The sequence below is a fragment of the Streptomyces cahuitamycinicus genome (assembly GCF_002891435.1).
In the GTDB taxonomy this organism is placed as follows: domain Bacteria; phylum Actinomycetota; class Actinomycetes; order Streptomycetales; family Streptomycetaceae; genus Streptomyces; species Streptomyces cahuitamycinicus.
Genome location: NZ_POUC01000293.1, coordinates 1 through 10,404, shown reverse-complemented (window position 1 = coordinate 10,404; position 10,404 = coordinate 1). Strand labels below are relative to the sequence as shown.

The following is a 10,404-nucleotide window of genomic DNA, read 5'->3' as shown; positions in this document are numbered from 1 at the left end:
CCCTGGGTACGTGCACAACAGCGATGCCCGCCGGCCGGGTGACGGCTGGCCATGTAAGCCCCGGCGGGATGCCGCCGCCCCCGTACGCCGCAGGTCCCCGCCGTCCGCTGCCCGTCGGGTCTTTCCCGCGGCCGCCTCCGGCCGGCACCCGCCGTCGGCCTTCGCCGTTCCCGCCCGTGGCCGGGAACGGCACAGGGGCCCGGCGAGATGCGCATCTCGCCGAGCCCCTGCGGGGGTGTGCTGTTCGGCCTACGCCGAGCGGGCCGCCTCCTGCTCCGCCGCGAACCGGCGGGCGCACTGCACGTTGGCGTCGGCCAGCAGGGCGGCGAGCCGGTACATGTCGCCGAGCTCCGGGGTTCCCACGGAGGTCACCTCCAGCACCTCGCGCACGTTGCTGAGCGATCCGGAGAGGCTGAAGGCGGCCGGGCTGCGGGTGCAGCCGCGGTAGGTGCCCCGGTCGAGCTGCCCGAGCTCGCGGCGGGCGCGTTCGAGCCGGGGCAGGTTGACGGTGCAGCGTTCCGCCCCGCGCTGGGCCTTGATAACGGCGTCCAGGACCCGGCGCATGGCCGGGTAGACGCCGTTCCAGGCCACGGCGATCTCCTGGGCCTGCTCTACGGGGATGTAGCGGCTGGTCACGCTGTCGGCGTTGAGCATGATGTTCGGTTCCCTTCCGTCAGGCCTCGATGCCCATGTCCTTGATCCGGCTGAACCTTCCCTGGAACGCGCACGTCACGATGCCCGTCGACCCCTCACGGTTCTTCGCGACCATGAGGTCGATCTCGCCCGCCCGCGGGCTCTCCGGGTCGTAGTAGTCCTCGCGGTGCAGCAGCACGACGGCGTCGGCGGCCTGCTCGATCTCGCCCGACTCGCGAAGGTCGGACAGCTGCGGCACCTTGCTGTCGCGGCCCGTGGTCTGGCGCGAGAGCTGGGCGGCCGCGAACACCGGGATGTCGAACTCCAGGGCCAGTTCCTTCAGCCCGCGGGCGATGGCGTCGACCTCGTTGGTCCGGTTCCCGCCCCGGCTGGTGCCGTCCGGCTTGATGATCTGGAGGTAGTCGATCGCCAGGGCGGCCGGAAGCCGGTCCTCGATCTGCCAGCGCCGCAGGTTCGAGCGGATCTGCGGCACGGTGATGCCGCCCGGCGGGACGATCAGCCGCAGCGGCGAGTCCACGATCCGCTGGCGGACCCGGTCGTACTTGGCCCAGTTCTCCTTGTCCATGGAACGGGTGCGCACGAAGTGCTGCCCGATCTCCGCCTCGGCGGCGATCAGCCGGTTCATGATCTGGCGGCGGGCCATCTCCAGCGACACGAACGCGGCCGGACGCCCGTGGACGATCGCCAGGTGACGCATCAAGTCCAGCAGCGTCACCGACTTGCCCATGCCCGGACGGCCCGCGAACACCACCAGATGGCCGGGCACCGTGGCCAGCATCATCTGAAGGTCGGCGTACGGCATCGGCAGGCCGGGGTTCACGCCGGCGGCCTGGTCGTCCTCCCACTCCTCGACGAGCTCCTCCATCGGGGTGTCCCACCCGGCGGGGTCCTTGCCCGTGTCGAACTGCGCCTGCATCGCGAGGAGTTCGCTGGCCGCGCCCTCGATGACCTCTTCGGGTTCGAGCGTCGGGTCGTAGCCCATGGCTGCGACCCGGGTGCCCGCCTCGACGGCCACCCGCAGCTTCCACTTGCCGCGCACGATCTCGGCGTAATACGCGGCGTTCGCCGCCGTCGGCACCATCTGCACGAGGGTGTGGAGGTAGGACGCGCCGCCGATCTTGTTGATCTCGCCGCTCGCGGTGAGCGCGGCGGCGACCGTGATCGGGTCGGCGGGCTCGCCCTTGCCGTACAGCTCGACGATGGCCCGGAAGATCGTCTCGTGCGCCGGGCGGTAGAGCTCCCGGCCGCTGAGCACCTCGACCACATCGGTGATCGCCTGTCGGGACAGCAGCATCCCGCCCAGGACGGCCTGCTCCGCCTCCAGGTCCTGCGGCGGCAGCCGGTCGAAGAACTTGTCACCGGACGGGCCCTCGCCACGGAAGGTCTCGGGCACCTCCGGGCGCTGCTGCGCCGGAAGCACCGGCTCGCCCTCGAACAGGCTGCCTTCGCCGTTCGGGCCCTGTGGTGTCAGACTGGACATACGGATCTCTTCCTTCGTGGGTTGGGGTCTCAACGGCGGCCGGTTCTTCGCGGGAGCGGCCGCCGTTTGCGTGCGTCGGATCAGAGAGTGAGGGTCAGACCGCGGCGGGCTGACGGGCGCCGGGGTGGCACTCGGGGCACCGCACGAGGCGGCCGTCGACCTTGCGGAACCGCTCGGCGGCGGTAGCGGGGCGCGCACCGTCGTTGCACTCGCCGCACCAGTCCGGCACCGAAGGGCGCTGGCCGGGAAGCGTCGCGCCGCGCGGCGCCGGGCACTTCGGGTGCGTCTTCGCCCGGCCGAGGTCGAGATAGCCACTGGTGACCATGAACGGGATCACGGACTCGGTCAGCCACTCCGCCGAGTCGCCATCCTCGAGGGCCTCCGCGGCGTCGGCGGCCACAGCGGCCACCTGGCGGCGGTTGGGCCGGGTGCCTCGTGCCTGCTTCCACTGCACGGCGAAGGTCTCCGCCACAGCCCGGGCCGGTTCGCCGTTCTGGGACTTCGCAGCAGCGGCAGGGGCGGGGGTGGTCTTTTCCGGCGAAGCCGACATCTCTCTCTCCTCCGTCACCTCCTCCGCTGGTACGGCGGATGCCGCTGGGGCACCCGGGGCACCAGAGAGAGAGGCTTCTGAGAGAGAGCTTCTTAGAGGGTGATCATTTCCGCTGGTCAGAGCCAGATCCGTTCCAGAATTCTGGACCACTGTTCCAGAATTCTGGAAAGCTGTTCCAGTTTTCTGGAATGAGGCGCCGTCAGCGGCCTCCACCAGCGCTGTTCCAGTTTTCTGGAACGGCTCCCCGTCCGGGCCGAGCAGCCGCACGCGGGCCACGGCCTGGCCGTTCGGCTCCGTCATCGTCTCGGTGAGGTGGGTCGGCGGCTGCGGCGGGTTCTCCCGCCAGTCAGGCCGGTAGGCGTCGAGCTTGTCCCACGCGTTGCGCCAGCCCGTGTAACGGGCCGAGGGCGGGAGGTCCATGACCCTGAAGCCCCGGGCGATGCCCATGGCGGCCTTCTGCTTGCCCTTGAGCTTCGACGCACCCTCGACTTCGAGCGTGTCGTGAGGCAGGACCAGTTCGCGGTCCTCCAGGGTCCTCAGCACCACGTACATCGCCGACACGGACAGCGGCTTGTCGTCCGGTCCCGGGAGCAGCCAGCACATCTGGTCGATCGTCATGCGCCGCATGCCACTGCGCGGCCGCCGGGAGGCCTCGATCACCATCGAGCGCAGGATCATGTAGAACCTGAAAGCCGTGTGCGTCATCCCCGGCATGAGCATCACGTAGTCGCGGACCTGGGTGTAGCTCCAGTAGTCGGTGATGGTGCCGGTGAACTCGAACTCGGCCTCGCCGGCGGGGTCGTCCTCGGCGCGCAGCTGGCGCATCATCGGGCCACCGCCTCGGCGGCCTGGACGACGATGGCGTCGGCGCTTGCGACCGACTGAGTCGGTGCGGCGACGCTTCGTGTCGAATGGCGGATGTGGAACATGGTGCGGGGTCTCCCCTACGAGTGGTTTAGGGAGCCGCAGACCGGCAAGTGACGGAAAAGGATGAGTCGACCTGGGACACGCTGCTGCGTGCCGGCCAGTGCTCGCTCTATCCTGGGGTTGGTGACCTCGGGCCTGGCAGGGCTCGGGCCCCGGCGTCACGCCGACCTACGACTCAGGCTTCTGGAGGGCTGAGAGTCGTCGACCGAGATGGCCGTTCTGCTGGCAGGCAGGGCGGCCATCGTCGTTTCATGGAGCGCGAGCTGGCTGCGGAGCGCTGCTCAAACCGCAACCGTCGATGGTCTTCGCGGGCGGGAATTGCCATCCTGCGATCTTGCAACGCATCCGACGCAGAGGCGAAGGCGTTTTCGGGCGTGGCGCCCGCTTGTGTACGGGTGTGTGCCGGGTCCTGGCCATGCTGTGGTGCCTCTCTGGTTCCGTTGGTTTCACCGCGCTGCTGCGGCTACTCGGATCAGTGCGGTACCGACCACCACAATCGGCGACCGCTTGGTGCAGTGCTTCCTGAAGTTGCTGGGGAGAAGCCTGTGCCGTGGCGCATTCTCCTCCTTCGGCGAGGGCTTCGGGGGCACACGCTCCATTTCGGAGTGTCGCTGGGCATCTTCCCTGCTCATGCCAGCCCCGACTGCCAGATCGTGACGTATGCGGCGGTGGCGTCGTCAGAGCGCTTGAACCGGGGCCATCGCTCACCGGTGGGGTCAGAAAGTTCAGCCTCACGGGTCCGAGCGATCAACGCTGCGGGGCCCTCGGTGCGCAAGAGCGTGAGGAGGTCGGCCCAGGTGAGGATCCCGAAAGAGTCGACGAGACGGCTCGCTCCGTCGGTGAGCAGAGCGGCTTGCCGTACGCGTGCGAGTTCAACGGATCCGGTGATTGCCTCATCCGCTGCTGTCGGATTGGTGGCTGCAACCCAGTAGCCACCGGGCGTGTTGCGAAGGTGGCGCTGGGCAGAGACGAGCTTTGACACGCGGGCCGCGTGCTCCGGAGTGCCGGTCGGCCCCTGAAGAGCTGCCTGCATCTCTTCCGCTGCGGTCTCCTCCACGCGCTTGTCGACGATCGTCTTGATGCCGGCGGTTCCAAGGTCGAGCACCAAGACGTTGTCGGAGAGCACCAGATAGTCGAGGGAGTGGCCCCGCTCACGGATCATCACCACGGTAGAGGCGGGCACGGCCTCCTGGTCTAGCGCACAGGTGTCGCGGTGCAGGTCATTGACCGCAGCGATGGCACGACGTAGAGCTTCGCGAAGGGAGACCTCTTCGTCGCCGATCAGGTTGATCAGGTTGGTCCCGAGTTGCCGGACGAACCATGGGGTGCCGTGCACGCATCCCATGGGCAGATCCTTCGGAGCAGACAGGCCGTCCAGCACGACGACCCCGGTGGGGCTCACGTGGGCCGTGTCCTCGTTCGCGGCTCCCGCACCTGGGGTCGATGCCATGGATACCTGCACGTCAGGCCCCTTCCGGGCGGTAGAACGGCGTGATGCGCTTGCTGGAGGTGATCTCCAGCGTGTCAGGGTCGAACGTACTGGCGATGAGGGTCGAGAAGCGCTTGGCCTTCAACTCCCTGTGCACGTTGACCAGCTCGTTGTTGAGCCAGTGAACGACTCCGCCGGAACCGCGGGCGTGGATACCGGCGATGTAGAGGAACGTGCCTTGACCGTCGGGGCGCGGGAGCCGACCGAAGTATGCGACGTCACTGTTGCCGCCGTGGTCCATCGGTGACCGGTAGACCTCGCCGGTCTTGCGGTCCGTCAGGTACCAACCGTCGTCGTCCTTGTCGAATCGCAGGTGAGGGTCACCTTCGAGAATCTGCTCGATCAGCGGCGACAGCCGAGGGCCGCAGATGACGACGAGGTTGTTGCGGTTGAGTCGCACGTTGCCCCCGAGCGGGATGCGCTCGAAGGTGATCTCCAGGCCGACCTCTTCGGCCAGCTCCCGCAGATGTTCGTAGGTTTGGAAGTCCTCCGTGGCGATCACGGGGCCTTGAACCCGCTTGTCGCGGCCGTTATCCAGCTTGCCGTGCTCCAACTTCTCGGCGAGGGCGACGATGACCTTGCCCGAGCCAAGGAACAGGCGTTCTGGAGGGGCGCCCTTCGCGAGTTGACTCACTCGTCCCTTGCTGATGCCGAGCTCTGCCGCCAGTTGGGTGCTGTTCAGCTTTCCGACTCGCAGGGTCTCGTTCATCGCTTCGTTGCGCACCGCCTGGAACTCGTTGCCGTACTCCTGCACCCTGCCGACGAGTCCATGGGCGATCTTGGCCCTCTGTAGAGGGTCTGCCAGCTCCTTGAGCTGCGACAAGGCGACGTCGAATGCTGCGTCGAGCTGGTCCTGTAGCCCGGGCAGCGGAGCGGTGTCGCGCTGTGCCTTCTCCATCAGTGCCTCCCTTCGTGACTCATGTTTACCGCACTAAACGGCATCTGTTCAAGGTGGTTGACTCCTTGCGGAATGACGCCCTATGGTTTCGGTACGCGATCGGTTTAGGGCGCTAAATCGTGGCGTTGCGTTGGCTATACCTGCACTTCGAGCGCCCACTTGGCGGCGTCAGAACCAGGTCCCCCGGGGCTGAAGCTGGCTGGCTGCTCGCTTCTTGAGAACTCAACAGCGTGCCAACTGATGCGATTCGGGCTTGAGCTGCCGGGCTCTCCTCTACCGAGGGGGCCCGGCAGCATCCCAAAAGCCGAGGTCATGAAGGGCGAGCCCGTTTGGCAGGGCTCCGCCGGGTTCGATTCCCGCTCGCCTACCGCGCCGACCCCAAGTACGGCGCGACCCCCAGCACGGCGTTGCAGCGCCATACGTGCCGGGGGTCCACGGATCCACCCAGATAGGAGCTGATCCGCATGACCATCATGCCCTCCGACCTGCCCCTGAAGTCCACCGGTGTCGCCGAGGAGCTTCAGGACGCGGTCGCCGACGCGTTCCCCCTGTTCGAGGCGGTTCAGGGTCTGGCCCGTCTCGGGGTCCGCGTCGAGTTCACGGTGGCGCCGTCGAAGATCCTGGCCACCATCACCGTCACGCCGGACGCGGTGCAGGTCCTGCCGGCGCTGCTGGAGTCGCTGGACGAGGCCCGCCCCGGGGCCCTCCCCACCGGCCAGCTCATCGTCAAGGGCTCGATGTGCCAGCGCACGGTCACCCTCACCGTGCTCATCCCGTTCGGCTGGGTCACCCCGGCGGAGCTCGCGGTGCTGACCGGCACCGGCGACGCCGACCCCTCCGGCCTGCTGTGAGCCCGTTCCCTCTCGGGGACGTCGCTCCCCGGCAGATCCGACTCGTACGAGACGCCCTGCTGATGGGCGGAGAGGTGGTCAACGCATGAGCACGAACACGCTGGTCAGGAACAAGGCCCACTCCCTCGACGTCTTCCGGCGTCAGGTCGACGTCGTCAAGTGGAACGTCGCCGCCTGGGAGTCGTACGAGACCCACGCCGAGATCGCCCGGGCCCACGGCCCGATCGGCGGCTTCACCGACAAGGCCCGCCGCCGCACGGAGGTGGTTGCGCTCCTCGCCTACGGCTTCGCGCTGTACGCGGCGATCGAGCTGCTGGAGGTCCTGGGGTTCTCGGAGGTCGCCGACCTCGACGAGCGCCTGGGCGAACTGGTCACCGGTCCGCTCGCCAAGGCTGAAGCCCGTCTTGGCCGGGAGGGTGACCTGCTCTTCCGGCTGAAGGCGGAGCGGGTGAGTCGGTCGTTCGTCACCTGGTTCGACCGCTTCGCCGGGCGACTTCCCCGCCTGACCCGGGGCTGACGGACCGCCCGGTGGCCACTTCCCCCGGTGGTCACCTGAGTACGAAAGGAGTTGACGTGGCGGGCCGTGGAACAGCCACCCGCAGTAAGCCGAGGTCGTCGACGCCCCGGGGAAGGACCCGGAAGTCGACCGCCCAGACCCCGCCCGCGCAGCGCACTCCGGAGACGGCGGCCGCCAAGGTGGCCGCTCCGCTGGTGCACGATGAGGCGGACCCCCGCATCGCAGATCTGCACGACCGGGCTGCCGATATGCGGGACATGGCGGCCGACATCCTCGGTGCGGCCCGGAAGGCGGCGGCCGCCGAGGCCGCGGCACTGATCCGGACCGCTGAGGAACAGGCCGATGCCATCCGCCATGCGGCGGCCGTCGACCGTCGCACAGCTCAGGAGGATGCGGACAAGGTCCGTGCCCAAGCGGCCCGTTCGGCCAAGGACACCGTGAAGACGGCCGAGGAACGGGCGCAGGCCTTGCTCGCCGATGCGGAACAGCGGGCGAACAAGCTCGCGGAACTGCGCCAGGCATCGGCCGAGGCCGCCTACCGCAACGCGCTGGCGGACGCGGCCCGGATCCTGGGTGAGGCGCAGGAGCAGGCGAGTGAGGTCAAGGCGGCCCGCGCGGCCGTCGAGACCGAGACGGACCTTCGCCGCCGGCGTGCCCTGCTCGAACTCGACGAGGAACTCGCCGCGCGGCGGGGGCAGATCGAGAGCGAGTTGGCGGAGCTGAAGGAGAAGGTCCGCCGAGAGGCCGAGGACGATGCCGAGGCGATCCGGGCTCAGGCAGAGCGGGAGGCCGGACAGCTCGGCGAACGGGCGGCCGCCGATGCCCTGCGCCTGCGCAGGGAGGAGGAGGACCGGGCCCGGGCGGCGGTCGCAGACATCCGCCGCGAGGCCGACCAGACCCTGAAGGAAGCCAAGGAGACCCGCTCGGAGATCGGCCGCGAACTGGCGACCGCGCGGGAACAGCGTCAACTCGCTGAGCAGCGCGCGGCGAAGCTGGACCGCAGCCGCAGCCGGGCGGAGGTCGTCAAGGAGGCCAGTATCTGGGTCGCCCTGACGGCGGTGATCCTGCTGACGGCGTCGGGCGAGTGGCAGTTCGCCCGGCTCGTCGGACTGGGCGATACCCCGATCGGAGACGCGGCCTGGGCCCTGCCGGTGGGCCTGGACGTGTACGCCATCACCGCGTTCCGTACGAAGCGCGACGTGCCGTTCGCTCTCGGGCTCATGGCGGCCACGAACATCACGTATCACGTGGCCGACATGACCGGCGTTGGCATGGACGTGGTCCACGGCAAGGCACACCCGAGCGTCTGGCTGATCGTCGTCGCGGTGATCATCGTGATCGCCATCGTGTGGCGCGTCCACCGCCTCCTGGAGGACGGCCACGACGAGCCCGCCCCCGCACCCGCCGCGTCCGGTAACCCGGCCGGTGGCTCCCCCGCCGGGGCGTCCGCGGGCGGCACCGGTAACGGCTCTACCGGTACCGGTAAGCCGACCGGTAACCGGGCTTCTACCGGTACCGGTAAGCCGACCGGTAAAGCCGGGTCTACCGGTAGCGGTAACTCGGGTTCTACCGGTGGCACTTCCCGCACCGGTAGCGGCGGCCGCCCCCGTGGCGGTAAGGGCCCCGGCGACCGGCCTACAGCCGCGCAGCGGCAGGCCGTGCGGGACCGCGCTACCGCGATCATCGCGGCGGGCGAGAAGCCTTCGCCTACCGCTCTCGCCGCCGAGTTCGGCGGCCTCGACCCCGAGTGGGTTCGCAACCAGATCCGCGCCGTCAGCGCCTGACGGTGCGGTCCGTACCGCCGCGGGCCCGAGCCCGCTTTCTGCCCCCGACAGACGGCGGGCTCCACCCCGAGAAGGAGTCACTCGTGACTGAGATCAACACCGTGGAATCCCAGGACCTCACACCCCTGCTGAACCTGAAGGTGCTGAGCACCTGGACGCTCGACCGACAGGGCGTGCACAACATCGACCTCGCCACGTACGAGCGGGGGCTGGCCACCTTCCAGACGGCACTGCGCTCGCAGCACGTTGAGGGCGACCGCACGGGGATGCTGGGCTCCTGGCAGCGGGCCAGCCGGGCCCGGAGGGTCCTCAAGCCCTGGAAGAAGCTGGTCAAGACGCAGAGGGACGCGGCCGCGGCCGCCGAGGAACTGCGCGTCGCCTACGCCGACCACGTCGCTCTGGTCGCCGCGCTGCCCCAGCAGCGCCGGGACAAGGCGGAGGCCAAGCTGAACCGCAGGCAGGCCGCCGGCGCCCTGGCCTCCAAGTCGCTGCACAAGACGGCGTCGAACATGGCGCCGAGCGGCTCGGAGGACGAGGACAGCGGCGAAACCGCTGGTAAGGGGCCTGCTCCGGCCCAGTCCGGCCCGATCCGGGGCATCAACGACCTGTTCCATAAGGCGGGTTGATGCTCCCCTCCGCTGAGCGCAGCCGGGCCAACCAGACCTCGCACTGGTCGGCCCGGCAGGCGGAGCAGGTCGCTCGCGGCACTCGGGGGCTGGCCGCCTCCTGGTGGGAAAGCGCCAAGCGAACCGCAACTGACCAGGAAGAACGCGGAAATGCGGAGGTCTGGGAGGCGCTGGTGCAGTTCCTGGAGAGCTACTGCCAGCAGCACGGCCCGCGGCCCGACGAGAACAGCCGCAGCCTGGCCAACCAGAACAAGCACTTCGGCGACCGGGTGGCGGCTGCCCGCACCCCGGGCGCCCGGGCCTCGATCTGGTGGGACAAGGCGCGCTCGATCGCCGCGAAAGCCGAACGGCAGGGCGACGAAGAGGCCTGGAACATCCTGTGCCGCTTCCTGGAGAACTACGCCCAGCACTACGCGCAGTAACCATCACCATCACCATCACCGCGACGGGCGGCCCGGATGGGGCCCCCAAGGCGGGCGCGCGGGAGCGCGGGCGCGCGGGCGCGCGAGGGTCCCCCATCCGGTCACTGTCTGTCAAGTAGGAGATTCCGTGGACGACGACAGGAATGTGCTCACATTCCTGTCGTCGTCCACGGAATCTCCTACTTGACAGACAGTGACCGGATGGG

The 10,404-nt window shown here is 68.9% G+C and carries 10 protein-coding genes; 5 read left to right on the top strand and 5 right to left on the bottom strand.

All coding sequences use genetic code 11. From position 1 onward, the window contains the following. Window positions 1-249: 249 nt before the first annotated feature. The 5 genes from C1J00_RS30070 to C1J00_RS30050 form a co-directional block, all read right to left on the bottom strand. The gene (locus C1J00_RS30070) at window positions 250-654 is read right to left on the bottom strand and encodes a hypothetical protein (RefSeq protein ID WP_102912144.1); all 405 of its coding nucleotides are present in this window, start codon (window positions 652-654) and stop codon (window positions 250-252) included. 19 nt (window positions 655-673) lie between these two features. Beyond that, complete coding sequence (locus C1J00_RS30065; RefSeq protein ID WP_102912143.1) at window positions 674-2,134, bottom strand: replicative DNA helicase; 1,461 nt, start codon at window positions 2,132-2,134, stop codon at window positions 674-676. A 94-nt stretch (window positions 2,135-2,228) separates the two neighbouring features. Further along, entirely contained in the window at window positions 2,229-3,512 is a 1,284-nt protein-coding gene (locus C1J00_RS30060; RefSeq protein WP_102912142.1) for a hypothetical protein, read from the bottom strand. Between the two features lie 727 nt (window positions 3,513-4,239). Then, a complete protein-coding gene (locus C1J00_RS30055) occupies window positions 4,240-5,073 on the bottom strand; it encodes an integrase (RefSeq protein WP_102912141.1) in 834 nt (277 codons plus the stop codon). Window position 5,074: 1 nt separating this feature from the next. Beyond that, on the bottom strand, window positions 5,075-5,998 hold the full coding sequence (locus C1J00_RS30050) for a sigma-70 family RNA polymerase sigma factor (protein ID WP_245936562.1): 924 nt from the start codon (window positions 5,996-5,998) through the stop codon (window positions 5,075-5,077). A 464-nt stretch (window positions 5,999-6,462) separates the two neighbouring features. Between C1J00_RS30050 and C1J00_RS30045 the strand changes: the two genes are divergently transcribed. The 5 genes from C1J00_RS30045 to C1J00_RS30025 all read left to right on the top strand — a co-directional run bounded on the left by C1J00_RS30045 (window position 6,463) and on the right by C1J00_RS30025 (window position 10,198). After that, on the top strand, window positions 6,463-6,849 hold the full coding sequence (locus C1J00_RS30045; protein ID WP_102912140.1) for a hypothetical protein: 387 nt from the start codon (window positions 6,463-6,465) through the stop codon (window positions 6,847-6,849). Window positions 6,850-6,934: 85 nt separating this feature from the next. After that, entirely contained in the window at window positions 6,935-7,366 is a 432-nt protein-coding gene (locus C1J00_RS30040; RefSeq protein WP_102912139.1) for a hypothetical protein, read from the top strand. A gap of 56 nt (window positions 7,367-7,422) precedes the next feature. Then, window positions 7,423-9,150 (top strand): coiled-coil domain-containing protein, encoded by a 1,728-nt coding sequence (locus C1J00_RS47710; RefSeq protein WP_146046281.1) that lies wholly within the window; start codon window positions 7,423-7,425, stop codon window positions 9,148-9,150. An 83-nt stretch (window positions 9,151-9,233) separates the two neighbouring features. Further along, window positions 9,234-9,776 (top strand): hypothetical protein, encoded by a 543-nt coding sequence (locus C1J00_RS30030; protein WP_102912137.1) that lies wholly within the window; start codon window positions 9,234-9,236, stop codon window positions 9,774-9,776. After that, a complete protein-coding gene (locus C1J00_RS30025) occupies window positions 9,776-10,198 on the top strand; it encodes a hypothetical protein (RefSeq protein WP_102912136.1) in 423 nt (140 codons plus the stop codon). Before C1J00_RS30030 ends, C1J00_RS30025 begins: the two co-directional genes overlap by 1 nt. Window positions 10,199-10,404: the final 206 nt, after the last annotated feature.

Excerpts from the sequence above, each read along its gene's own strand:
- C1J00_RS30070 (WP_102912144.1), bottom strand. The coding sequence starts at position 654 with ATGCTCAACGCCGACAGCGTGACCAGCCGCTACATCCCCGTAGAGCAG.
- C1J00_RS30065 (WP_102912143.1), bottom strand. The coding sequence starts at position 2,134 with ATGTCCAGTCTGACACCACAGGGCCCGAACGGCGAAGGCAGCCTGTTC.
- C1J00_RS30060 (WP_102912142.1), bottom strand. The coding sequence starts at position 3,512 with ATGATGCGCCAGCTGCGCGCCGAGGACGACCCCGCCGGCGAGGCCGAG.
- C1J00_RS30050 (WP_245936562.1), bottom strand. The coding sequence starts at position 5,998 with ATGGAGAAGGCACAGCGCGACACCGCTCCGCTGCCCGGGCTACAGGAC.
- C1J00_RS30045 (WP_102912140.1), top strand. The coding sequence starts at position 6,463 with ATGACCATCATGCCCTCCGACCTGCCCCTGAAGTCCACCGGTGTCGCC.
- C1J00_RS30040 (WP_102912139.1), top strand. The coding sequence starts at position 6,935 with ATGAGCACGAACACGCTGGTCAGGAACAAGGCCCACTCCCTCGACGTC.
- C1J00_RS30025 (WP_102912136.1), top strand. The coding sequence starts at position 9,776 with ATGCTCCCCTCCGCTGAGCGCAGCCGGGCCAACCAGACCTCGCACTGG.